23 protein-coding genes are annotated in these 21240 nt (G+C 63.4%); 8 read left to right on the top strand and 15 right to left on the bottom strand.

Going from position 1 to position 21240, the window contains the following annotated elements:
* Nucleotides 1-238: 238 nt before the first annotated feature.
* From glpR to NMG10_RS17945, 3 genes are all read right to left on the bottom strand, one after another.
* A complete protein-coding gene (glpR, locus tag NMG10_RS17955) occupies nt 239-994 on the bottom strand; it encodes a DeoR/GlpR family transcriptional regulator (protein ID WP_203647763.1) in 756 nt (251 codons plus the stop codon).
* Between the two features lie 157 nt (nt 995-1151).
* Nucleotides 1152-2651 carry a glycerol kinase GlpK gene (gene glpK / locus NMG10_RS17950; protein WP_232855796.1) on the bottom strand — a complete coding sequence of 500 codons (1500 nt, stop codon included), beginning with the start codon at nt 2649-2651 and terminating at the stop codon, nt 1152-1154.
* Between the two features lie 79 nt (nt 2652-2730).
* The gene (locus tag NMG10_RS17945; RefSeq protein ID WP_050704019.1) at nt 2731-3582 is read right to left on the bottom strand and encodes an MIP/aquaporin family protein; all 852 of its coding nucleotides are present in this window, start codon (nt 3580-3582) and stop codon (nt 2731-2733) included.
* Between the two features lie 306 nt (nt 3583-3888).
* Between NMG10_RS17945 and ybaK the strand changes: the two genes are divergently transcribed.
* Both ybaK and NMG10_RS17935 read left to right on the top strand, forming a co-directional pair.
* Nucleotides 3889-4359, top strand: a complete 471-nt coding sequence (ybaK, locus tag NMG10_RS17940) for a Cys-tRNA(Pro) deacylase (RefSeq protein ID WP_050704020.1) — start codon at nt 3889-3891, stop codon at nt 4357-4359.
* Nucleotides 4360-4458: 99 nt separating this feature from the next.
* The gene (locus NMG10_RS17935; protein WP_203647760.1) at nt 4459-5238 is read left to right on the top strand and encodes a PhzF family phenazine biosynthesis protein; all 780 of its coding nucleotides are present in this window, start codon (nt 4459-4461) and stop codon (nt 5236-5238) included.
* 132 nt (nt 5239-5370) lie between these two features.
* Here the strand turns inward: NMG10_RS17935 and NMG10_RS17930 are convergent, their stop codons facing one another.
* Together NMG10_RS17930 and argF are read right to left on the bottom strand one after the other, a co-directional pair.
* Nucleotides 5371-6480, bottom strand: a complete 1110-nt coding sequence (locus tag NMG10_RS17930; RefSeq protein WP_254464842.1) for an ABC transporter ATP-binding protein — start codon at nt 6478-6480, stop codon at nt 5371-5373.
* Complete coding sequence (argF, locus tag NMG10_RS17925; RefSeq protein WP_254464841.1) at nt 6477-7397, bottom strand: ornithine carbamoyltransferase; 921 nt, start codon at nt 7395-7397, stop codon at nt 6477-6479. Before argF ends, NMG10_RS17930 begins: the two co-directional genes overlap by 4 nt.
* A gap of 364 nt (nt 7398-7761) precedes the next feature.
* Between argF and NMG10_RS17920 the strand changes: the two genes are divergently transcribed.
* Together NMG10_RS17920 and grxD are read left to right on the top strand one after the other, a co-directional pair.
* Nucleotides 7762-9870 (top strand): molybdopterin oxidoreductase family protein, encoded by a 2109-nt coding sequence (locus NMG10_RS17920; RefSeq protein WP_254464840.1) that lies wholly within the window; start codon nt 7762-7764, stop codon nt 9868-9870.
* Between the two features lie 91 nt (nt 9871-9961).
* A complete protein-coding gene (gene grxD / locus NMG10_RS17915; protein ID WP_103449407.1) occupies nt 9962-10297 on the top strand; it encodes a Grx4 family monothiol glutaredoxin in 336 nt (111 codons plus the stop codon).
* Between the two features lie 284 nt (nt 10298-10581).
* Here grxD and bfr read toward each other — a convergent pair whose 3' ends face one another.
* Together bfr and NMG10_RS17905 are read right to left on the bottom strand one after the other, a co-directional pair.
* A complete protein-coding gene (bfr, locus tag NMG10_RS17910; protein WP_203647758.1) occupies nt 10582-11055 on the bottom strand; it encodes a bacterioferritin in 474 nt (157 codons plus the stop codon).
* Nucleotides 11056-11256: 201 nt separating this feature from the next.
* Entirely contained in the window at nt 11257-11478 is a 222-nt protein-coding gene (locus NMG10_RS17905; RefSeq protein ID WP_203647757.1) for a bacterioferritin-associated ferredoxin, read from the bottom strand.
* Between the two features lie 214 nt (nt 11479-11692).
* Here NMG10_RS17905 and NMG10_RS17900 point away from each other — a divergent pair, with 214 nt between their 5' ends.
* A complete protein-coding gene (locus NMG10_RS17900; protein ID WP_023629028.1) occupies nt 11693-12295 on the top strand; it encodes a peroxiredoxin in 603 nt (200 codons plus the stop codon).
* Nucleotides 12296-12496: 201 nt separating this feature from the next.
* Here the strand turns inward: NMG10_RS17900 and rnt are convergent, their stop codons facing one another.
* Together rnt and pyrC are read right to left on the bottom strand one after the other, a co-directional pair.
* The gene (gene rnt, locus NMG10_RS17895; protein ID WP_028690079.1) at nt 12497-13171 is read right to left on the bottom strand and encodes a ribonuclease T; all 675 of its coding nucleotides are present in this window, start codon (nt 13169-13171) and stop codon (nt 12497-12499) included.
* Nucleotides 13168-14214, bottom strand: a complete 1047-nt coding sequence (gene pyrC / locus NMG10_RS17890; RefSeq protein ID WP_203647756.1) for a dihydroorotase — start codon at nt 14212-14214, stop codon at nt 13168-13170. The genes rnt and pyrC overlap by 4 nt, the downstream gene beginning before the upstream one ends.
* A gap of 130 nt (nt 14215-14344) precedes the next feature.
* Between pyrC and NMG10_RS17885 the strand changes: the two genes are divergently transcribed.
* The gene (locus tag NMG10_RS17885) at nt 14345-15322 is read left to right on the top strand and encodes an OmpA family protein (protein WP_232855800.1); all 978 of its coding nucleotides are present in this window, start codon (nt 14345-14347) and stop codon (nt 15320-15322) included.
* A 128-nt stretch (nt 15323-15450) separates the two neighbouring features.
* Nucleotides 15451-16668, top strand: a complete 1218-nt coding sequence (locus tag NMG10_RS17880; protein ID WP_110738802.1) for an argininosuccinate synthase — start codon at nt 15451-15453, stop codon at nt 16666-16668.
* Between the two features lie 42 nt (nt 16669-16710).
* On the opposite strand, the gene NMG10_RS17875 is transcribed toward NMG10_RS17880, so the two are convergent.
* Nucleotides 16711-17166 (bottom strand): hypothetical protein, encoded by a 456-nt coding sequence (locus tag NMG10_RS17875; RefSeq protein WP_232855801.1) that lies wholly within the window; start codon nt 17164-17166, stop codon nt 16711-16713.
* A 367-nt stretch (nt 17167-17533) separates the two neighbouring features.
* Here NMG10_RS17875 and NMG10_RS17870 point away from each other — a divergent pair, with 367 nt between their 5' ends.
* Nucleotides 17534-18160, top strand: coding sequence for a response regulator transcription factor (locus NMG10_RS17870; protein ID WP_028690074.1), 627 nt, complete (start codon nt 17534-17536; stop codon nt 18158-18160).
* Nucleotides 18161-18206: 46 nt separating this feature from the next.
* Here the strand turns inward: NMG10_RS17870 and NMG10_RS17865 are convergent, their stop codons facing one another.
* The 5 genes from NMG10_RS17865 to NMG10_RS17845 all read right to left on the bottom strand — a co-directional run bounded on the left by NMG10_RS17865 (nt 18207) and on the right by NMG10_RS17845 (nt 21234).
* Nucleotides 18207-18383 carry a PA3496 family putative envelope integrity protein gene (locus tag NMG10_RS17865; protein WP_203647754.1) on the bottom strand — a complete coding sequence of 59 codons (177 nt, stop codon included), beginning with the start codon at nt 18381-18383 and terminating at the stop codon, nt 18207-18209.
* Between the two features lie 104 nt (nt 18384-18487).
* On the bottom strand, nt 18488-19126 hold the full coding sequence (gene nth / locus NMG10_RS17860; protein WP_232855802.1) for an endonuclease III: 639 nt from the start codon (nt 19124-19126) through the stop codon (nt 18488-18490).
* Nucleotides 19127-19130: 4 nt separating this feature from the next.
* A complete protein-coding gene (locus tag NMG10_RS17855) occupies nt 19131-19655 on the bottom strand; it encodes an Rnf-Nqr domain containing protein (protein WP_254464839.1) in 525 nt (174 codons plus the stop codon).
* Complete coding sequence (locus tag NMG10_RS17850) at nt 19652-20263, bottom strand: RnfABCDGE type electron transport complex subunit G (protein WP_254464838.1); 612 nt, start codon at nt 20261-20263, stop codon at nt 19652-19654. The genes NMG10_RS17855 and NMG10_RS17850 overlap by 4 nt, the downstream gene beginning before the upstream one ends.
* A complete protein-coding gene (locus NMG10_RS17845) occupies nt 20260-21234 on the bottom strand; it encodes an RnfABCDGE type electron transport complex subunit D (protein ID WP_254464837.1) in 975 nt (324 codons plus the stop codon). Before NMG10_RS17845 ends, NMG10_RS17850 begins: the two co-directional genes overlap by 4 nt.
* Nucleotides 21235-21240: the final 6 nt, after the last annotated feature.

Below are 21240 nucleotides of genomic sequence, written 5' to 3'. Positions count from 1 at the left end.
TGCGCCGCCGCGGCTGTATGCCTAGTTTGTACGACGCGGTTTCAGCGTGGGCACCACTGCCGCTCCACCTGTCTCAAGATGTGCACCAAGGCGAACAGCTATAACGTCACAGGACAGACTGGCCCGAAACAGATGTGGGAGCGGGCTTGTCCCGCGATACGCCGCGCGGGCGGCGCTCGATCTCACAGGCAATACAAGGGGTGAGGCCTGCGCCCTTTGCCCTCCCACGCCCTCTGCCTCAAACCACCTCAAGACGAATCTTGTACTGGTTGAGCAACTGGGTCAGGGCAGGAGTGGGCGCCTGGTCGGTCACCAGGCAGTCGATCAGGCTGATCGAACCGAGGCGGACCATGGCATTGCGGCCGAACTTGCTCGAGTCCGCCGCCAGCAGCACCTGGCGGGCGTTGGCGATGATCGCCTGGGATACCCGCACTTCCTGGTAGTCGAAGTCCAGCAGGCTGCCGTCCTCATCGATGCCGCTGATGCCGACCACGGCGAAGTCGACCTTGAACTGGTTGATGAAGTCGACGCTCGCCTGGCCGACCACGCCGCCGTCGCGACGCACCGTGCCGCCGGCCACCAGCACCTCGAAATCGTCCTTGGCCGCGAGGATCGCCGCCACGTGCAGGTTGTTGGTGATGACCTTCAGGTGATTATGGTTGAGCAGGGCGCGGGCAATGGATTCGGTGGTGGTGCCGATATTGATGAACAGCGAGGCATGGTCGGGAATCTGTCGGGCCACGGCTTCGGCGATGCGCTGCTTCTCGTCGCGCATCTGGTCGGCGCGCATGGCGTAGGCGGTGTTCTCGATGCTCGAGTCGTAGGCCGCGCCACCGTGATAACGGCGCAGCAGGTTGCCCTCGGCGAGCTGGTTGATATCGCGGCGGATGGTCTGCGGGGTGACGACGAACAGCTGCGCCATCTCCTCGATGCTCACGTAGCCGCGTTCGCGGACCAGCTCGAGGATTTGTTGTTGGCGTGGGGGCAGATTCATGGGCGGTCCTTTGGGGCTGCCGGACAAATTCTGCAATGATGCCGTAGGTCGTGGTGTAGGACCAGTCTGGTTATCGCGTAAATAGCCATCGCGGGGCAAGCCCGCTCCCACGCACAACCACTTGTGGGAGCGGGCTTGCCCCGCGATGCTTCAGGGATCAGGCGTCGTGATCTTCCCAGTCGCGGGTGCGATCGACAGCCTTGCGCCAGCCCTTGTACAGCTTCTCTTTCGCCGCTTCATCCAGCTGCGGGCTGAACTCGCGCTCGATGATCGCCTTGTCGCGCAGCTCGTCCAGGCCGCTCCAGAAACCGCAGGCAAGGCCTGCCAGGTAGGCCGCGCCCAGGGCCGTGGTCTCGCGCATCTTCGGACGTTCGACGCAGGTGCCAAGAATGTCGGCCTGGAACTGCATGAGGAAGTTGTTGGCCACCGCGCCACCATCCACCCGCAGTTCGCTCAGGCGCTGGCCGCAGTCCTGCTGCATGGCGTCGAGCACGTCGCGGGTCTGGTAGGCGATCGACTCCAGGGCGGCGCGGATGATGTGGTCGACCTTGACGCCACGGGTCAGGCCGAACAGCGCGCCACGGGCATACGGATCCCAGTAGGGCGCGCCCAGGCCGGTGAAGGCCGGCACCAGGTAGACGCCGTTGCTGTCCTTGACCTTGCTGGCGAAGTATTCGGTGTCGTAGGCGTCGTTGACGATCTTCAGTTCATCGCGCAGCCACTGCACGGTGGAGCCGCCGTTGAACACCGCGCCTTCGAGGGCGTAGGCCACCTCGCCGCGGGGGCCGCAGGCGATGGTGGTGAGCAGGCCGTGGGACGACTGGACCGCCTTGTCGCCGGTGTTCATCAGCAGGAAGCAGCCGGTGCCGTAGGTGTTCTTGGCCTGGCCGGGCTCCACGCACATCTGGCCGAACAGCGCCGATTGCTGGTCGCCGGCGATACCGGCGATGTCGATACCGCTCTTGGTCTTGCCATAGACTTCGGACGATGGGCGTACCTCAGGCAGCATCTGGCGCGGAATGCCAAGGATATCGAGGAGCTTGTCGTCCCATTGCAGGCTGTGGATGTTGAACATCAGCGTGCGCGAGGCGTTGGTGTAGTCGGTGACATGCACCTTGCCGCCGGAGAACTTCCAGATCAGCCAGGTATCGATGGTGCCGAACAGCAGTTCGCCACGCTCGGCGCGTTCGCGGGCGCCTTCGACATTGTCGAGGATCCACTTGAGCTTGGTGCCAGAGAAGTACGGGTCGGTGACCAGGCCGGTGGCCTCGCGGATGTACTGCTCGTGGCCGTCGCGCTTGAGCTGGGCGCAGATTTCGGTGCTGCGGCGGCACTGCCAGACGATGGCGTTGTACACCGGACGCCCGGTTTCCTTGTCCCAGACCACGGTGGTCTCGCGCTGGTTGGTGATGCCGATGGCGGCGACCTGGGCGTGGCTGATGCCGGCCTGGGCCAGGGCCTCGACCATGGTCGCGCTCTGGGTGGCGAAGATTTCCATCGGGTCATGCTCGACCCAGCCCGCCTGCGGGTAATGCTGGGCGAATTCACGCTGCGAGGTGCCCACCACGTTGGCGTCGCGATCGAAGATGATGGCGCGCGAACTGGTGGTGCCCTGGTCCAGGGCGATGATGTAGTTCTTGTCCAGGGTATCGGTCATGTCGGTGGCCTTGCACGAATATGGGAGTAGGTCAGGGCGTGGCGGGCGCCGGCCTTGCGGTCCGGGCCCGGCGCGGGCATCAGGAAACCTGGGTGTCGCCCTGAGGATTATCGTCTGTTTGTTGGGCCGCGGCCTGGGTGGCTGGCAAGTTGCGGGCGATCAGCCCGCGGTACAGGGCCGCGCCCAGGCTGGCACCGAGGATCGGCGCGAACACCGGCACCAGGAAATACGGAATATCGCGCCCGCCAGTGAAGGCGACTTCGCCCCAGCCGGCCAGGAAGGTCATCAGTTTAGGCCCGAAATCCCGCGCCGGGTTCATCGCGAAGCCGGTCAGCGGGCCCATGGCGCTGCCGATCACGGCGATCAGCAGGCCGATCAGCAGGGGGGCGGTGGCACCGCGTGGCAGACCGTTGTTGTCGTCGGTCAGGGCCATGATCACGGCCATCAGGATGGCGGTGATGATCACCTCGACCAGGAAGGCCTGGCCGGTGGACAGCGCCGGGTGCGGATAGGTGGAGAACACCGAGGCCAGCTCCAGGCTGGCCTGGCTGCCACGCACCATGGCGTGGCTTTGTTCGAAATCGAAGAACAGGTTGCTGTACAGGAAGTACACCAGGGCGGCGCCGCAGAACGCGCCGCACACCTGGGCCAGCATGTAGAACGGCAGCTTGCGCTTGTCGAAGCCGGCGAACACGGCCAGGGCGATGCTGACCGCCGGGTTCAGGTGCGCGCCGGAGACGCCGGCGGTCAGGTAGATCGCCATGCTCACGCCGACCCCCCAGATGATGCTGATCTCCCACAGGCCGAAGCTGGCGCCGGCGACCTTGAGCGCGGCGACACAACCGGTGCCGAAGAAGATAAGCAGGGCGGTGCCGAGAAACTCGGCCAGGCATTGGGCGGATAACGTGGGTTCGCGTAGAGCAGTTGTCATGTGTGACCTCGGTTCTTGTTGTTGTGAGGCGCTGGGCGCTCGACAGCAAAAAAGCCCGGAGTCGATCCCCATTGACGCCGGGCGGGTACAGGAAGTGCACCTTATAGGTGCACCATGTATTCATAAACGAAAAAATATAGACAAGAAACGCTGATGTCAAAGGTCGAAAATGAACGCTTGGCCACAATCTGACTGACGCACCGGGTCGTGAATCCATGGCCGCTGCTCTAGCCTGGGACCTGCGCTGGCTGCACCGGTGGAATTGCCCTAAAGTACCGGGCGACTTGTGATCGACTGGAGCCGTTGATGACCCCCGCCCTGGACCTTTTGAAGAAGGCGCGCGCCGAGCACCGCGTGCACAGTTACGAACATGATCCGAAAACCGCCTCGTATGGCCTGGAGGCGGCGGAAAAGCTGGGCCTTGACCCGCTGCGGGTGTTCAAGACCCTGCTTGCCAGCAGCGAAAAGGGAGAGCTGCTGGTAGCGGTGGTACCGGTGGTCGGCACCCTCGACCTGAAGGCACTGGCCCATGCGGCGGGGGTAAAAAAATGCGAGATGGCCGATCCGCAGGCGGCCCAGCGCGCCACGGGTTACCTGGTCGGGGGGATCAGCCCGCTGGGGCAGAAGAAGCGCCTGCGCACCTTTATCGATCAATCCGCGCAACAACATGAAACGATTCATGTGAGTGCTGGCCGCCGTGGGTTGGAAGTGGAGCTGGCCGCCGTGGTGCTGGCCACCCATACCCAGGGACAGTTCGCCGAGATCGGTCGCGGCTGATCATCTGTACTGATTGAAATTCCACGACTCTGTCACTGTCGGGCCCTGGCGGCATGCCGCATGCTCGGAACCTTTCCCGTCAGATACAGGAGTCGTGGCATGCAGTTGCATTTTCATCAGGTGGACGCCTTCAGCGACCGCCCGTTCGCTGGCAACCCGGCCATGGTCTACCACCTGGAACAGTGGCTCGACGATGGCCTGATGCAGCAGGTGGCCGCCGAACACAACCTCGCCGAAACCGCCTTCGTGGTGGCCGAAGGTGATGGCTATCGGATCCGCTGGTTCACCCCGAGCACCGAAGTCCCCCTGTGCGGTCACGCCACCCTGGCCAGCGCCCATGTCCTGTTCGACGTCTACGGTGAGCAAGCGCCGCGCCTGGATTTCCAGAGCCGTTCGGGCCTGCTCAGCGTCAGCCGTGAGCATGGCCGCCTGTGGTTGGACTTCCCGCGCATCGACCCGCAGCCGCTGACCGAGCCTGTGGCGGTGGCCGAAGCGCTGGGATGCGAGGTGCGCGAGGTCTACCAGACCCGCGAGCTGTTCGTGGTGCTCGACTCGGAGCAGGCGGTACGCGATTGCGCGCCGGACATGGCGGCGCTGGCTCGCCTGCCGGGCTTGGGGGTGATCGTGACGGCTCCAGGCGAGCGGCATGATTTCGTGTCGCGCTATTTCGCTCCGGGCATCGGCATCCCGGAGGACCCGGTCACCGGTTCCACCCATTGCTCGCTGATCCCTTACTGGGCGGCGCGGTTGGGCAAGTCCGAGCTGCAGGCCTTCCAGTGCTCGACCAGGGGAGGTGAGCTGTTCTGTCGTCTGGAAGGGGAGCGGGTGAAGATCGGCGGGATGGCTCGGCGGGTGGCCAGCGGTACGCTGATGTTGTGAATCTGCATGGGCATGTGTCCCTGTAGGAGCGGGCTTGTCCCGCGAATGCGTTCGATCCGGCACAGTTGTAGCCAGATCTGGCGCAATCGCGGGACAAGCCCGCTCCTACAGAGTGATGTCAGGCCGCCTGCATCAATGCGCGGAGCTCACGCGTCGCACGCCCTGCTCATGACTGGCCAGCTGCGCTGCGACGCTGCCGGGTACCGCGAACAGCACCAGGTGGTCCGCCGCTACCGCGATACCAACGTCCTGGCCGACCTGATGGTCGTTGTGGCTGGGGAAGATCGCCTCGAGCTGGCTGCCGGTGGGCAGTTGCAGGCGATACAGGGTCGAGGCGCCGAGGAAGCTCTTGCCGATGACCTGCGCCCGCAACGGGCTGTCGGGGGCATGGATGATGTCATCCGGACGCAGCAGCACATCCACCGAACTGCCAGGAGCCATGGTGTAGGCACGGTTGCCGCGCAGCTCGCCGAGTTCGGTGGTTACTGACTCGTGGCTGCTCATCTGGCCGCGAATGAAGTAGCCCTGGCCGATGAAGCTTGCGACAAACGGGGTCTGCGGCTCGTGGTAGAGGTTGTAGGGGGTGTCCCACTGTTCCAGGCGACCCTCCTTGAACACGCCGACATGGTCGCTGACGGCAAAGGCTTCTTCCTGGTCGTGGGTGACCAGGATGGCGCTGGTGCCACGGCCCTTGAGAATGTCGCGGACCTCATGGCTCAGGCGCCGACGCAGTTCCACGTCGAGGTTGGAGAACGGCTCGTCAAGCAGCAGCAGTTGCGGCTCGGGCGCCAGCGCCCGGGCCAGGGCCACGCGCTGCTGCTGGCCGCCGGACAGCTCGTGCGGGTAGCGCCCGCCCAGGCCGCCGAGCTTGACCAGCTCGAGCATCTCGTCGACCACCGCCGCCTGGCGCGGGTGCTTGCCGATGCCGAAGGCGATGTTCTGTGCCACGGTGAGGTGGGGGAACAGGGCGTAGTCCTGGAACACCATGCCGATCCGGCGCTTTTCCGGGGCCAGGGTGAACCCGGCGCGGGAAATGACTTCGCCGGCCAGCTGGATCTCGCCGTCGTGCACCGGCTCGAAGCCGGCGATGGCGCGCAGCGTGGTGGTCTTGCCGCAACCGGAGGACCCCAGCAGGCAACCGATGTCGCCTGCGTTCAGGTGCAGGTTGAGGTTCTGGACGATGCGCTGTTCGCCATAGCCGCAGGCGAGGTTGCGCAGGTTGAGCAGTAGCTGTTGACTCATGCGTGGTGGTAAGCCGGTTCTACAAGGAATTCCAGAAGGGCCTTCTGCGCATGCAAGCGGTTTTCAGCTTCGTCCCAGGCGACCGAACGGGCGTCGTCGAGCAGGTCCTGGCTGATTTCCTCGCCACGGTGGGCGGGCAGGCAATGCATGAACAGGGCATCGGGTGCCGCCAGGTCGAGCAGTTCGCGGGTGACCTGGTAAGGCGCGAAATGCGCCAGGCGCCGTGCAGTTTCCTCTTCCTGGCCCATGGAAGTCCAGACATCCGTGGTCACCAGATGAGCGCCGCGCACGGCTTCCTTCGGATCACGGATGATCTGTACACGGTCACCGCCCAGCGCCAGGAAGCGCTGATCAGGCTCGTAGCCTTCAGGGCAAGTGATGCGCAGTTGGAAATCGAACTGCACGGCAGCTTCGATATAGGAGTTGCACATGTTGAAGCCGTCGCCGACCCAGGCCACGGTCTTGCCCTGGATCGCGCCACGGTGCTCGAAGAAGGTCTGCATGTCGGCCAGCAGTTGGCAGGGGTGCGACTCGTCGGACAGGCCGTTGATGACCGGCACCTTCGAGTTGGCGGCGAACTCGGTCAGGGTGCTGTGGGCGTGGGTGCGGATCATCACCGCGTCGACCATGCTCGAGAGCACGATGGCGCTGTCGGCGATCGGCTCGCCGCGGCCCAGCTGGGTGTCGCGCGGCGACAGGAAGATGGCCTGGCCGCCGAGCTGGATCATGCCGGCTTCGAAGGACACCCGGGTGCGGGTCGAGGACTTCTCGAAGATCATGCCCAGCACGCGGTTCTTCAGCGGCTCGAACAGCACGCCTCGTTTGCGCAGGTCCTTCAGCTCGATGCCTCGACGGATCACACCGAGCAATTCGTCAGCGGTGAAATCCATCAGGGAGAGAAAGTGCCTTGCGCTCATGATTGACTACCTTATCTGCAACGTTCTGCAGGTCGACCGTATGGGTTTTGTTGACAACGGGGGTGACCTGCGGCGTAAGCCGCACGGGGCGGACGGAATAGGGAAAGGCGCAATACTATAATTAAATGTCGCCTAAAACCAAGAGGGGAAACAGCGCCACTGTGTCAAAGGGTGTCGTAAGCCCTTGCCGGCTAGCTGTTTTTTATTTGCTACAGCGGTTGTACACGGCTCGGAGCGTATTTGGCAAACCCGTTGTCGCGAATCGCCCGCCTGATGTCGTCCGATTCACGCCGCGAACCTCGCTGGCGAGCCCCGGTCGGCAGGCGCATAGTCGAACCTCGACAATAACAAGGCAGAGGCGGCCATGACCAAGACCCTGCATCACCGAGCCTGTCACCTGTGCGAGGCCATCTGCGGCCTGAACATCGAAGTCACCCACGAAGCCGATGGCCCGGCGCGGATCAGCTCGATCAAGGGCGACCCGCAGGATCCGTTCAGCCGCGGCCATGTCTGCCCCAAGGCGGTCGCCCTGCAGGACATCCAGGAGGACCCCGACCGCCTGCGCCAGCCCCACCGGCGCATCGGTGACCAGTGGCTGCCAATCAGTTGGGACGAAGCCTTCGCCCTGGCCGCCGAGCGGCTGTGGGCGATCCAGCAGGCCCACGGGCGCAACGCGGTCGCCGTGTACCAGGGCAACCCCAGCGTGCACAACTATGGGCTGATGACCCATAGCAACTATTTCCTTGGCTTGCTCAAGACCCGCAATCGCTTCTCGGCGACCTCGGTGGACCAGTTGCCGCAGCACCTGACCAGCCACCTGATGTACGGCCATGGCCTGCTGCTGCCAATTCCGGACATCGACCATACGCAGTTCATGCTCATCCTCGGCGGCAATCCATTGGCCTCCAATGGCAGCATCATGACCGTCCCGGATGTGGAAAAGCGCCTCAAGGCACTCAAGGCCAGGGGCGGGCAACTGGTGGTGGTGGATCCGCGACGCAGCGAGACGGCTGCGCTGGCCGACCAGCACCTGTTCATTCGCCCCGGTGGCGACGCGGCGCTGCTGTGTGGCTTGCTGCATACGCTGTTCAGCGAGAACCTGGCCCGGGGCTCGCATCTGCCGGTTGCGGGCCTGGAGCAGGTGCGCGAAGCCATCCTGCCGTTCGATGCGTCTGCCATGAGCGCGTTGTGCGGTATTCCGGCCGAGGCGATCCGCCAGCTGGCGCGGGATTTCGCCGCCGCCGACAAGGCGGTGTGCTATGGCCGGATGGGCGTATCGACCCAGGCCTTCGGTTCGCTGTGCCACTGGCTGGTGCAGTTGATCAACCTGGTCACCGGCAATCTTGATCGTGAAGGCGGCGCCCTGTGCACGGCGCCTGCGGTCGACCTGGTCGCCAGCACCTCCGGCGGGCATTTCGATCAATGGCGCAGCCGGGTCTCGGGCTTGCCCGAGTATGGCGGCGAGCTGCCGGTCTCGGCCCTGGCCGAAGAGATCCTCGAACCAGGCGAAGGGCAGGTGCGGGCGCTGGTGACCGTGGCAGGCAACCCGGTGCTGTCCACGCCTAACGGGCGACGCCTGGACGACGCCCTGGCCGGCCTCGACTTCATGCTCAGCATCGATCTGTACATCAACGAGACCACGCGCCATGCCGACCTGATCCTGCCGTCGACCTCGGCGCTGGAGAACGATCACTACGATTCCACCTTCAACCTGCTGGCGGTGCGCAACGTCACCCGCTTCAACCGGGCGATCCTACCCAAGCCCGATGGCGCGCTGCACGACTGGGAGATCTTCGTGGGCCTGGCCAAGGCCTTTGCCGAGCGCGCGCAGGTCGAGCTCAAGGCCACCTTGTCGCCGGCACAGATGATCGACTTCGCCCTGCGCAAGGGGCCTTATGGCGACGGGACGCCCTGGAAGCTCTCGCTGGAGGCGCTAGACGCGTATCCCCATGGTCTCGACCTCGGGCCGCTATATGCCAACTTGGCAACGCGCCTGCGCACGGCGAGCGGGCAGGTCGAGGCGGCACCGGCGGTGCTGCTCGAAGACCTGCGGCGCCTTGCCAGTGTGTCCGCGCCCACGGATGACCAGCTGTTGCTCATCGGCCGTCGCCATGTGCGCAGCAACAACTCGTGGATGCACAACTACCACCGCCTGGTCAAAGGCAAGCCGCGCCACCAGTTGCTGATGCACCCGGACGACTTGAGCCGGCGCCAGTTGCAGGACGGCCAGATGGTGCGGGTGCGCTCGCGCACAGGGGTGATCGAGGTGGCGGTACAGGCCAGCGAGGAGATGATGCCGGGCGTGGTCAGCCTGCCCCATGGCTACGGCCATGGGCGCCAGGGCGCGCGCTTGCAGGTGGCCGCTGTGCAGCCGGGGGCGAGTGCCAATGACCTGACTGACGAACACCTGCGCGATGGCGTTTCCGGCAATGCCGCCCTCAATGGCGTGCCGGTACAGGTCGAGGCCGCATGAAGCACGGCAAGGCCGAGCACGCTGCTCGGCTTTCCGATACAATGCGTCACCGTGCCGACGACCCTGTCGGAAAGTTCAGCCGAGGTGCTTCATGGATATCATCGATACAATCAAAGAGCAGATTGCCAACAACACCATTCTGCTTTACATGAAAGGTTCGCCGAATGCCCCACAGTGTGGCTTCTCGGCCAAGGCTTCGCAGGCCGTGATGGGTTGCGGCGAGAAGTTCGCCTACGTCGACATCCTGCAGAACCCGGAAATTCGCGCCAACCTGCCCAAGTACGCCAACTGGCCGACTTTCCCGCAACTGTGGGTGGCTGGTGAGCTGGTCGGCGGCAGCGACATCATGCTGGAAATGTTCGAGAAGGGTGAACTGCAGACCCTGATCAAGGACGCGGCCGCCAAGGCCAAGGCTTCCGAGGCCTGATTCAGGTCTACTCGCCTGCACGCAAAAAGCCCCGCGATAGCGGGGCTTTTTGTTGGGTAATCGTCAGTAATTGCAAGGCCACAATTCGTCGACTGCATGCGGCTTGTGTAGGAGCGGCCTTGTGTCGCGAAAGGGCCGCATAGCGGCCCCGGCAATATCAGCTTGATGCGTAGATCTGGGGCCGCTACGCGCCCCTTTCCGGCCGGTCCGACGCCTCGGCAAGGCCGCTCCTACAGGGTTACGCGATCACCTGCTGGAGATGCTTTGTCTGACCGACGTAAAACTTATTCTTCGCCCATCTGCGACTGCAGGTAGTTCTCGAGAGTGACCTTGTCGATCAGGCCCAGCTGGGTTTCCAGCCAATCGATGTGCTCTTCCTGGTCTTCGAGGATGTCTTCGAGCACGTCGCGCGAGCCGAAGTCGCCAGCGGTTTCGCAGTGGGCAATGGCGGCCTTGAGGTCGGCATGGGCCTTTTTCTCAAGCTTCAGGTCGCAGTCGAGCATCTCCTTGGTGTGCTCGCCGATCATCAGCTTGCCCAGGTCCTGGACGTTGGGGATGCCTTCGAGGAAGAGGATGCGCTTGATCAGCTTGTCAGCGTCCTTCATCGCCTGGATGGACTCTTTGTACTCGAGCTTGCCGATCCTGTTCAGGCCCCAATCTTCATACATGCGCGCGTGCAGGAAGTACTGGTTGATTGCGACCAGCTCGTTTCCGAGGATCTTGTTGAGATGCTGGATGACGCTTACGTCGCCTTTCATGATGGGGTCTGCCCTGTAGATGTTGAGCCAATGAAAACAAGTCTGAGCCCCTCAACTATCTATGTCAAACCTAAGTTATTGAATAATAAGTGAAAATTAATCGGAATAAGAATGTTTGTGAACTGCGTTCGGGCGCTAACTTATTGAATTGCAGGCATAAAAAAACCGGACTCTGGGTCCGGTTCTTCGAATTCGGGGTAATTACGCCGCGTTGAATTCAGCGGGGTAGGGCAGGGCGGCCTGTTGGCTCAGTTGCAGCTCGGTGAGGGTTTCGCGCACCACCTGCTTGGCGAGGCAGGCGCACTTGCCGCACTGGCTGGCCACATTGGTGGCAGCTCGCACTTCCTTGTAGCTGCAGCATCCTTCGTAGATCGCATCGCGGATCTGTCCATCGGTGACACCGACACAGAGACACACATACATAAAGGCTGACCGTCGCGGGTTGAGTCGATGCGTTGGAGAGTAATGGTAATGAGAATGCTTGTCAAAACACTTTGTGTAAGGTGCGCGCCAGAGCGACCGGCGGTCGAGATTCGGCCTGTCACGCAAAGCTGTGTATGATGGTCGGCCTTTGCTGGATCCGGGGGAAGGTGTTCCGCCCGGGCAAGGTTTTTCACCCCTCATCAGGAGAGATCGAATGAGCGTACTCGTTGGCAAACAAGCCCCGGACTTCACCGTTCCAGCCGTGCTGGGCAACGGCGAGATCGTCGACAGCTTCAACCTGGCCTCGGCCATCAAGGGCAAGTACGGCCTGGTATTCTTCTACCCGCTGGACTTCACCTTCGTCTGCCCGTCCGAGCTGATCGCCCTGGACAACCGCATCCCTGACTTCCAGGCGCGCAACGTGGAAGTGATCGGCGTGTCGATCGACTCGCACTTCACCCACAACGCCTGGCGCAACACCCCGGTCAACAACGGCGGTATCGGTCAGGTCAAGTACACCCTGGCAGCCGACATGACCCACGAAATCTGCAAGGCCTACGACGTCGAGTCCGAAGGCGGCGTGGCCTTCCGTGGCGCCTTCCTGATCGACACCAACGGTGTCGTTCGTTCGCAGATCGTCAACGACCTGCCACTGGGCCGTAACATGGACGAGCTGCTGCGCCTGGTCGACGCCCTGCAGTTCCACGAAGAGCACGGCGAAGTCTGCCCGGCCAACTGGAAGAAAGGCGACAAGGGCATGAACGCTTCGCCGGAAGGCGTTGCTGCTTACCTGAGCGAGAACGCTGGCAAGCTGTAATTGCCATGCGCATAAAAAAACCGGCCCTGGTGGCCGGTTTTTTTATGCCCGCGGTTAGTGCGTTCGGCGCCCTGTAGGAGCGGCCTTGTGCCGCGAAAGGGCCGCGCAGCGGTCCCGCGATATCCGCCTCGGCACTGAGATCCTGGGGCTGCTGCGCAGCCCTTTCGCGGCGCAAGGCCGCTCCTACAGGGAACGGTCGGCTTAATCGTTGAAATCGCGCCAGCCGCCCATCTCTTTCCAGCGATTGACGATGCCGCAGAACAACTCGGCGGTCTTCTCGGTGTCGTAGCGCGCCGAATGCGCCTCACGCCCGTCGAAGTCGATGTCCGCGCTCTGGCAGGCCCGGGCCAGCACGGTCTGGCCGTAGGCGAGGCCGGCGAGGGTGGCGGTATCGAAGCTGGAGAACGGATGGAACGGGTTGCGCTTGATGTCGTTGCGCGCCACCGCGGCATTGAGGAAGCCCAGGTCGAAGCTGCTGTTGTGTCCGACCAGGATCGCCCGCTTGCAGCCATTGGCCTTCAACGCCTTGCGCACGCCGCGGAAGATATCGGTCAGCGCGCTTTCCTCGCTCACCGCCATGCGCAGCGGGTGGTCCAGCTTGATACCGGTGAACTCCAGCGCGGCCGCTTCGATATTGGCCCCTTCGAACGGTTCGACCCGGTGGAAGTAGGTGTGCTCGGGGAACAGGAAGCCCTTCTCGTCCATGCCGATGGTGACGGCGGCGATCTCCAGCAGCGCGTCGGTGGCGCTGTTGAAACCGCCGGTCTCGACATCCACCACCACGGGCAGGTAGCCACGGAAACGCTCGGCCATCGGGTGGCGCGAGCCGCTGCTGACCTGGCTGTCCTGGTCGTCTTCGTACAGATCTTCGCTCACGCGTTGTCCTCCAGCAGGCGCCAGCGCAACTTCTCACCGGCGCGCAAGGGGATCACGGTGTTGTCGCCGAACGGCAGGCTGTCCGGCGCGGTCCACTCCTCACGCACCAGGGTGATGGTGTCGGTGTTGCGCGCCAGGCCGTAGAAGTCCGGGCCGTGCTTGCTGGCGAAGCCTTCGAGCTTGTCCAGGGCGTTGCGCTGTTCGAATGCCTCGGCGTACATCTCGATGGCGGCATAAGCGGTGTAGCAGCCGGCGCAGCCGCAGGCGGCTTCCTTGGCATGCTTGGCGTGGGGCGCCGAGTCGGTGCCGAGGAAGAACTTCGGGTTGCCGCTGGTGGCGGCATCCAGCAGCGCCACCTGATGGGTGTTGCGCTTGAGGATCGGCAGGCAGTAGAAGTGCGGGCGGATACCGCCAACCAGCATGTGGTTGCGGTTGTACAGCAGGTGCTGGGCGGTGATGGTCGCACCGACGTTGGCCGGCGCTTCGCTGACGAACTGCGCGGCGTCGCTGGTGGTGATGTGTTCGAACACCACCTTCAGGGTCGGGAAGCGTTCGACCAGGCGGCGCATGTGCTCGTCGATGAAGCGTTTCTCGCGGTCGAACACGTCGATCTCGCTGCGCGTGACTTCACCGTGCACCAGCAAGGGCATGCCGGTTTCGGCCAGGGCCTCGATCGCCGGGAAGATATTGTCGATGCTGGTCACGCCCGAATCGGAGTTGGTGGTGGCGCCGGCCGGGTAGAGCTTGGCGGCGTACACGATCCCGCTGGCCTTGGCGGCACGCACATCGTCGGCGCTGGTGCGGTCGGTGAGATAGAGCACCATCAGTGGCTCGAAGCGGCTGCCGGCGGGGCGTGCGGCAAGGATGCGCTCACGGTAGGCGGCGGCCTCGACGGCGTTGCGCACCGGCGGAACCAGGTTAGGCATGATGATGGCACGGGCGAAGGTGCGCGCCACGTCACCGACGGTGTGGGGCAGGACGGCACCATCGCGCAGATGGATGTGCCAGTCGTCGGGGCGCAGGAGGGTCAGGCGATCGGACATTGGAGATTCCAGGCGGGTCGAACTCAGAAGCCAATGCTACCGGAAAACCCCTGTTCGAGCACGGCTATCAAGTTTTCCGACGGGCGACCGATAGCGTTCAGGTAAGTCGTCGGAATTTGTGGAGCCGCCCGTGCGCCAGCGTTACCTAGCCCTGTTCACCCTCGTTGCCAGCCTGCCGGCCGGAGCAATGACCTTCCAGACCCGCGTGGAGAACGTCGCCTGGAAAGTCGAGGGTGACCAGTTCGAATGTCGCCTGATCCAGCCGATCGACGGTTTCGGCAGCGGTGAGTTCGTGCGCCGTGCCGGCGAGCAGCCGACCTTCCAGCTGCGTTCGGACAGCAATGTCCTGGGCGCCGGCTCCGCCACCCTGCTGGCCGCCGCCGCCCCTTGGCAGCCCGGGCGCGGCGATATCAACCTCGGTGCGGTGCACATGGCCCGTACCGGCGTGCTGTTTACCTCCAGCCAGGGTCAGGCCAGCCGCCTGATCAACGGCCTGCTCGATGGTCGCAGCACCGTGGTGCGCAACTACCGCGGCGAAGGTGGTCGGCCGATGGAAGTGCATGTGATGCCGGTCAGCTTCGCCAAGGCCTACAGCGACTACCAGCTGTGCGCCGCCAAGCTGCTGCCGATGAACTACGACCAGATCCGCCAGACCCAGGTCGGCTTCCCCGGCGGCGGGATCGAGCTGGACAGCTCGGCGCGCGCCCGTCTGGATGTGCTGCTCGACTACCTGAAGGCCGATCCGACGGTCAACCACATCGAACTCAACGGCCACTCCGACAACAGCGGCAATCGCCTGACCAACCGCGACACCTCCCGCCGACGGGCCCTGGCGGTGGCCGACTACCTCAAGGCCCATGGCGTGCCGGAAGAGCAGATCAGCGTACGCTTCCACGGCGAACGCTATCCGTTGGCCAAGAACAACAGTGCCGCCAACCGGGCGCGCAACCGTCGGGTGAACATCCAGCTCGAGCGTGTAACGCCGGTCGAGAAGCCGGTGGAGAAACCGGCAGCGCAGGTGCCCCCGTCGGCCCCGGCACCCGTCGCCACGCCTGCGCCAACGACGCCTGCAGCCGCTGCCACGCCGTCCGCTCCAGCGAAATCCTGAGTGCGACAGCGGGTCGCGCTCTCGACAATTCCTGTCGCTTTGTCGTCACAAGCTGTCGCCCCATTGTAAATTTTTCAGCAACGCCGGTAGAATCATCCGCTTTCCGTACAACCCCGTGGAGTGATGGCATGGCGGACGTAAAAAAGGTCGTATTGGCGTATTCCGGCGGCCTTGATACTTCGGTGATTCTCAAGTGGCTGCAGGACACCTACAACTGTGAAGTGGTGACCTTCACCGCTGACCTCGGCCAGGGCGAGGAGGTCGAGCCGGCCCGCGCCAAGGCCCAGGCGATGGGCGTGAAAGAAATCTACATCGACGACCTGCGCGAAGAGTTCGTGCGTGATTTCGTCTTCCCGATGTTCCGCGCCAACACCGTCTACGAAGGCGAGTACCTGCTGGGTACTTCCATCGCCCGCCCGCTGATCGCCAAGCGCCTGATCGAGATCGCCAACGAAACCGGCGCCGACGCCATTTCCCACGGTGCCACCGGCAAGGGCAACGACCAGGTGCGCTTCGAACTGGGCGCCTATGCGCTCAAGCCAGGCGTCAAGGTCATCGCTCCATGGCGCGAGTGGGACCTGCTGTCCCGCGAGAAGCTGATGGACTACGCCGAGAAGCACGGCATCCCGATCGAGCGCCACGGCAAGAAGAAATCGCCGTACTCGATGGACGCCAACCTGCTGCACATCTCCTACGAAGGCGGTGTCCTGGAAGATACCTGGACCGAGCACGAGGAAGACATGTGGAAATGGAGCGTCTCGCCTGAGAACGCCCCCGACCAGGCCACCTACCTCGAGCTGACCTACCGCAACGGTGACATCGTCGCCATCGACGGCGTCGAGAAGACCCCGGCCACCGTGCTGGCCGACCTCAACCGCATCGGCGGCGCCAACGGCATCGGTCGCCTGGACATCGTCGAGAACCGCTACGTCGGCATGAAGTCGCGCGGCTGCTACGAGACCCCGGGCGGCACCATCATGCTCAAGGCTCACCGTGCCATCGAGTCGATCACCCTGGACCGCGAAGTCGCTCACCTGAAGGATGAGCTGATGCCCAAGTACGCCAGCCTGATCTACACCGGCTACTGGTGGAGCCCGGAGCGTCTGATGCTGCAGCAGATGATCGACGCCTCCCAGGTCAACGTGAACGGCGTCGTGCGCCTGAAGCTGTACAAGGGTAATGTCACGGTCGTTGGCCGCAAGTCGGACGACTCGCTGTTCGATGCCAATATCGCGACCTTCGAGGAAGACGGCGGCGCCTACAACCAGGCCGATGCCGCAGGCTTCATCAAGCTCAACGCACTGCGCATGCGCATCGCGGCCAACAAGGGCCGTTCGCTGCTGTAAGCCTTTGGCGTGCCCGAAAAACCCGGCCTCGGCCGGGTTTTTTCATGCCCGGGATTCAGGGGGAGGCGGGGCCTCGCCTTCCTGCATCGGCGATACCGACAGGTGGATGCAGGTTCGCGTATCGAGGTTGTACAGGATCCAGCGCCGCTGTTGGCCGTGGGGACGCTCGATCATCCGCTGCACATGGTTTTCGATGAGCTTTCGACTGTCGGCGCCGGAGATGGCGATGATCATCGCCCCTTTGTCCCGTGCGGCAGGTGGGCGAGGCGGCCTGTCCGCCCCCGTGGCGCGTCTGTCCGGGGCAAACAGCGAGCCGTTGTTGAAGTTGAGCGTAAGGAAGAACAGCACGGTAAGGAAGAACGGAAACCCCACCAGAAACCAAGTGTAGACAATCTGGCTGTCGTCGCTGAGAAACGGCAGCGAGGCCAGGGCGGACGCCTCGATCACACCGGCAAATACAGCGATAAGGGTCAACGGACTGATAGGGTCGCGATTCATGATGAGTGCCTGGCCATGCTTTGCCCATCAGTAGCTCGTTTTTCCGAATGCGATAAGCGTGGATCATTTCCCTGCCGGGTGATGCCACAGGCTACGGCAGCGCTTTTTATCCAGTCTGTACAGTCGAAATTTCCTGCATGAAGTGTCACCTGGCGGCACTTGGATCCAATTCTGCCGACTGTTACTTTTTGGGGGCGACGAACATGCATCTATTACATTTTGTTAATTAGCTGCTTGTAGGAAGAATCTCTATTAACAGTAGTCCACTTCTTTCGGTGAATTTGCCAGGGAAACCGCTGCATAAATAATCGTTATGCTCGGGTGTGGTGGTCTATCGAACTAAAAATAACGTATCAATGGGAATCGCATGAATAAAGTGCTGATCGTGGATGATCACCCGGTCATTCGCCTGGCCGTACGCATGCTGATGGAACGGCATGGCTACGAGGTAGTGGCGGAGAGCGACAATGGTGTGGATGCCTTGCAACTGACGCGGGAGTATCTGCCGGACATTGTCATTCTGGATATCGGGATCCCCAAACTGGATGGGCTTGAAGTGATTGCCCGGATGACCCTGGCAAGTCCCGGGACCAAGGTGCTGGTGCTGACCTCTCAGGCGCCGGGGCACTTCTCGATGCGCTGCATGCAGGCGGGGGCGGCGGGTTATGTGTGCAAGCAGCAGGAGCTGACCGAACTGCTCAGCGCGATCAAGGCCGTGCTGTCCGGCTACAGCTACTTCCCCAACCAGGCGCTGCACAAGGGACGCTCGGGCGTGAGCGGCGCCACGGAGATGGAGATGGTCGAGCGGCTTTCCGGGCGGGAGATGATGGTGTTGCAGCAGCTTGCCCGGGGCAAGAGCAACAAGGAGATCGCCGACAGCATGTTCCTCAGCAACAAGACGGTCAGTACCTACAAGACGCGCCTGCTGCTCAAGCTGAATGCCCGCTCGCTGGTGGACCTGATCGAGCTTGCCCAGCGTCATGGGCTCGCCTGAGCCTCATTGAAAAAGCCTCCGTTCGGGAGGCTTTTGCGTGCCTGTTCTACAAGTCGTAGTCGAAGTCGGCCAGTTGCTTCTGCAGGCGTCGTTCCTCGAGCATGTTGTCGATGGTGCGGCGTTTGCTCAGGTTGGTCTTGGCCGGTTCGGCCTGCGGCTCCACATCGTCGTCCGCACTCTGGAAATCGTCGTCGATTACCAGCTCTTCTTTATCGGTGCTCATGCGTCACTCCAAGCCAAAGGGCCATTGGCCGTCCTTATATCGGGAATCGCAGAGCGGGTAAAAAAGATTTTTTCAATTGCCTCGCGCAGGTTTCAGCTATTGCCTCAATCGTCGGAGGTCTTGTGCTTGTATTCGCACAGGTCTTCGATCCGGCAACTGCCACAGCGCGGTTTTCGGGCTTGGCAGACGTAACGGCCATGCAGGATCAACCAGTGGTGGGAATCGAGCAGATAGTCCCTGGGGACGAACTTGAGCAGCTTCTTCTCCACCTCCAGCACGGTCTTGCCCGGTGCGATACCTGTGCGGTTGCTGACCCGGAAGATATGCGTGTCGACGGCCATGGTGAGCTGGCGAAAGGCAGTGTTGAGCACCACGTTGGCGGTCTTGCGGCCGACGCCGGGCAGGGCTTCGAGGGCCTCGCGGGTCTGCGGGACTTCGCCGGCGTGCTGCTCGACCAGCAGGCGGCAGGTTTCGATGACGTTCTTGGCCTTGCTGTTGTACAGGCCGATGGTCTTGATGTACTCGCTCAGGCCGTCGACGCCCAGGGCGTGGATGGCTTGCGGGGTATTGGCGACCGGGAACAGGCGGGCGGTGGCCTTGTTGACGCCGACATCCGTCGACTGGGCCGAGAGAATCACGGCGATCAGCAGTTCGAAAGGGGTGGAGTAGGCCAGTTCGGTCTTGGGTTCGGGATTGTCTTCATGCAGCCTGCGAAAGATCTCCAGGCGTTTGGCGGCATTCATGGGGTCAACGGGTTCCTTGACGGCGTGAGGCGGTATTCGATGGGCGCAGGTGATTGTACAGGCCCAGCAGCAAGCCGAGCAGTATCAGCGCGCCAGGCGCCAGCGCGGCGAGGTGCAGGCCGAGACCTTCGGCCAGGAGTTGGCGGCAGATGCCCAGGGCCAGCCCGGCCGCCAGTAAGCCGAGCAGTCCGAGCCCCAGGTGGCGATATCGGCCAGGCTGTGCTGGCAGTTGCTCGCTGGCGAGGCAGGGCAAGGCCAGCAGCAGTGGGTAGAGGCCAAGCTGTTTGGTCAGGGGCATTGCCCAGGCTTGCAGGCCGAGGTGCAGGCAGGTCGCCAAGGCGGCGGCAAGTACAATGCTCATCCACAGGCGGGGGGCTTGTTCCAGGTGACGGCGCAGAGGAGTCATCAACGCCTGGTGCAGGCCCACCAGCAGTATTGTGCAAAGGTTGATCGCAAGCGCCTGGACGATGGTGCTGGTCGCGCCGAGCAATGGCGCCAGGCTGATTGGCAGGAGCCAGAAACGGTTCATGGAGGCGTCTCACCGAGCAATGCGGGACGATGCTGGTCAAAATAGCGCAGTGCATCCTGGATCGCCTCGATGACTGCCCGCGAGGTTACCGTCGCCCCGGCCAGCTGGTCGAACGCACCCTGGTCACGCTTGATTGCCCAGGCCTGCTCGGGCGTATCGCGCAGTGTCCGACCGATGAACTGGTCCAGCCAATGGCGCGCCGGGTCGACCAGTTGATCGCCAAGGCCGGGGCTTTCCTGCTGTTCGAGCACGCGCACGCCCACCAGGCGGCCCTGGGGGGCGATGGCGATCACCAGTTCGATGGCACCGCCATAGCCTTGGACGCTGCTGTGCAGCAGGATAGCGCTGGTGACGCCCGCCAGGCTGGCGCGGTAGCCGGCCAGCAGATGGCTATGGCTCAGGCTGGGATCCTCGAGGGCCACGGGTGTTTGCAATGGCCGGTTGTCGTAGCTGCCCGGCGGCAGCACCTTGAGCCACTGCTGTTCCTGCCATTGGCGCGAAGCCTCGGCAATCGGCCCGGCGGTGAAGCGGTGCCAGGCCAGCGTCGCGGCAATCGCCAGCCCTGCCACCAGGAGCAGCGCTGCGGCACTGTGCCAGCGGGCGGTCATGGACAGGCCCGTTGCTGGCGGCGTTCCGCCCAGCGATCAAGGGTGGGGACGGCGAGGTTCATCAGCAGGACGGCGAACGCCGTGCCATCGGCGAAGCTGCCCCAGGTACGGATCAGGTAGATCAGCAGGCCGGTGCCGATACCGAACAGCAGGCGGGCCAGTGGTTGCTTGCAGCCGGACACGGGTTCGGTGGCGATGAAAAACGCGGCAAGCATGGTCGAGCCGGACAGCAGGTGCAGCAGTGGCGAGCCGTTGGAATCGGAGCCTGCGCCATTCCAGCCCAGCAGGGCGGACAGGAACAAGGCGCCGAGCAGACCGACGGGGGCCTGCCAGCCGAAGACCTTGCGCTGCAGCAGGAATAACCCGCCGAGCAGGAAGGCGAGGTTGACCCACTCGCTACCACGCCCGCCCAGATGGCCGAACGCCAGGTGGTTGGCGAACAGTTCGTCTATGGTCAGGCTGCGGTTGTGGCGCAGCACATCGAGCACCGTGGGGCTGGCCCAGGCGTCGATCCGTTCGCTGGCGCCCAAGCTCAGGCCAAGGCTTTCCACGAGCCCAGGTGCCTGACCGGGCCAGTGGTTCATCTGTAGCGGGAAGCTCAACAGGACGAACGCATAGCCGACCATGGCAGGGTTGAACAGGTTGCGCCCGACCCCGCCAAAAGCTTGTTTCCCCAGGCCGATGGCGACGCAGGCCGCCGTCACGGGCAGCCACCAGGGCGCCAGGCTGGGCAGGGCTGCGGCCAGCAGCGCGGCGGTGACCAGTGCACTGCCGTCGCCAAGGGCGCAGGCGACCGGCATTCTCCGCCAGCGCAATAGCACAGCCTCGGTAGCCAGCGCCGCGCAACCGCTCAACAGCAGGTTGGTCAGCACGCCCCAGCCATGCAGCCAGAACAGCACCAGCAGGCCAGGGGCGCAGGCCAGCAGAACCAGCTGCATGGTGCTGCGCAGGCGCGGATCAGTGGTCGGCATGGCTTT

The sequence above is a fragment of the Pseudomonas sp. DVZ6 genome (genome assembly GCF_024259445.1).
Taxonomy (GTDB): domain Bacteria; phylum Pseudomonadota; class Gammaproteobacteria; order Pseudomonadales; family Pseudomonadaceae; genus Aquipseudomonas; species Aquipseudomonas peradeniyensis.
Note: the sequence above shows the minus strand (reverse complement) of the source record. Positions and strands in the feature narration are given on the sequence as shown.

Excerpts from the sequence above, each read along its gene's own strand:
- NMG10_RS17865 (WP_203647754.1), bottom strand. The coding sequence starts at position 18,383 with ATGAGCACCGATAAAGAAGAGCTGGTAATCGACGACGATTTCCAGAGT.
- bfr (WP_203647758.1), bottom strand. The coding sequence starts at position 11,055 with ATGAAAGGCGACGTAAGCGTCATCCAGCATCTCAACAAGATCCTCGGA.
- NMG10_RS17870 (WP_028690074.1), top strand. The coding sequence starts at position 17,534 with ATGAATAAAGTGCTGATCGTGGATGATCACCCGGTCATTCGCCTGGCC.
- NMG10_RS17875 (WP_232855801.1), bottom strand. The coding sequence starts at position 17,166 with ATGAATCGCGACCCTATCAGTCCGTTGACCCTTATCGCTGTATTTGCC.
- nth (WP_232855802.1), bottom strand. The coding sequence starts at position 19,126 with ATGAATGCCGCCAAACGCCTGGAGATCTTTCGCAGGCTGCATGAAGAC.
- NMG10_RS17905 (WP_203647757.1), bottom strand. The coding sequence starts at position 11,478 with ATGTATGTGTGTCTCTGTGTCGGTGTCACCGATGGACAGATCCGCGAT.
- NMG10_RS17850 (WP_254464838.1), bottom strand. The coding sequence starts at position 20,263 with ATGACCGCCCGCTGGCACAGTGCCGCAGCGCTGCTCCTGGTGGCAGGG.
- NMG10_RS17935 (WP_203647760.1), top strand. The coding sequence starts at position 4,459 with ATGCAGTTGCATTTTCATCAGGTGGACGCCTTCAGCGACCGCCCGTTC.
- NMG10_RS17855 (WP_254464839.1), bottom strand. The coding sequence starts at position 19,655 with ATGAACCGTTTCTGGCTCCTGCCAATCAGCCTGGCGCCATTGCTCGGC.
- argF (WP_254464841.1), bottom strand. The coding sequence starts at position 7,397 with ATGAGCGCAAGGCACTTTCTCTCCCTGATGGATTTCACCGCTGACGAA.
- NMG10_RS17930 (WP_254464842.1), bottom strand. The coding sequence starts at position 6,480 with ATGAGTCAACAGCTACTGCTCAACCTGCGCAACCTCGCCTGCGGCTAT.
- NMG10_RS17920 (WP_254464840.1), top strand. The coding sequence starts at position 7,762 with ATGACCAAGACCCTGCATCACCGAGCCTGTCACCTGTGCGAGGCCATC.
- pyrC (WP_203647756.1), bottom strand. The coding sequence starts at position 14,214 with ATGTCCGATCGCCTGACCCTCCTGCGCCCCGACGACTGGCACATCCAT.
- NMG10_RS17900 (WP_023629028.1), top strand. The coding sequence starts at position 11,693 with ATGAGCGTACTCGTTGGCAAACAAGCCCCGGACTTCACCGTTCCAGCC.
- glpK (WP_232855796.1), bottom strand. The coding sequence starts at position 2,651 with ATGACCGATACCCTGGACAAGAACTACATCATCGCCCTGGACCAGGGC.
- NMG10_RS17880 (WP_110738802.1), top strand. The coding sequence starts at position 15,451 with ATGGCGGACGTAAAAAAGGTCGTATTGGCGTATTCCGGCGGCCTTGAT.
- grxD (WP_103449407.1), top strand. The coding sequence starts at position 9,962 with ATGGATATCATCGATACAATCAAAGAGCAGATTGCCAACAACACCATT.
- glpR (WP_203647763.1), bottom strand. The coding sequence starts at position 994 with ATGAATCTGCCCCCACGCCAACAACAAATCCTCGAGCTGGTCCGCGAA.
- ybaK (WP_050704020.1), top strand. The coding sequence starts at position 3,889 with ATGACCCCCGCCCTGGACCTTTTGAAGAAGGCGCGCGCCGAGCACCGC.
- NMG10_RS17945 (WP_050704019.1), bottom strand. The coding sequence starts at position 3,582 with ATGACAACTGCTCTACGCGAACCCACGTTATCCGCCCAATGCCTGGCC.
- NMG10_RS17845 (WP_254464837.1), bottom strand. The coding sequence starts at position 21,234 with ATGCCGACCACTGATCCGCGCCTGCGCAGCACCATGCAGCTGGTTCTG.